The sequence below is a fragment of the Dawidia soli genome (assembly GCF_018598185.1).
GTDB classification, from domain to species: domain Bacteria; phylum Bacteroidota; class Bacteroidia; order Cytophagales; family Cyclobacteriaceae; genus Ohtaekwangia; species Ohtaekwangia soli.
Genome location: NZ_JAHESC010000113.1, coordinates 1 through 518, shown reverse-complemented (window position 1 = coordinate 518; position 518 = coordinate 1). Strand labels below are relative to the sequence as shown.

At 56.0% G+C, this 518-nt stretch carries 1 protein-coding gene; it reads right to left on the bottom strand.

What is annotated here, in order from left to right; translation table 11 throughout:
- The coding region (locus KK078_RS30305; protein ID WP_254094797.1) for a hypothetical protein at positions 1-518 on the bottom strand (518 nt) is incomplete at both ends.

Here is a 518-nt window from a genome sequence, read left to right as displayed (position 1 = left end):
GATGCATCAGCCGCCAGCCCTACCGACTCGCGGCTCGCAATATACCGGCGGCCGAATAATCCTCTGAACCCGTAGATCCCTACCGGGGGGAATACAACAATGGGGACAGGTAACTCCAATGAAACATCTACAATGAACGACGGTACCTTCGGGTTATACCGCATGGCCGCTGACCCTGTAATGCCCGGTTTGGGTAACACGATGGTAACACCACCGGCCAGCTCCCGGCCTGCATCCGGATCCGAACCTTCGGGTTGCTTCATGGACAGATATCCCGAGATCAATACGGCCGCGCTGCTTTTTGGCGCACCCATCGGGAGCACAATATCGATGGCGATGCTCTCGATGCGCATAAAGCAGTGGCGTGCCCCGTCGTCAATGGTATAGTAGAATTTAACACCATCACCCCGCGCGTCGATACCACCCGGATTTACGCTGATGCCCCCATCAAAACCAAAATACCGGTACTTCCGCTTGACACCGTTCAGGTTCTGCTCGTGCGTACCCATGTGGATCCC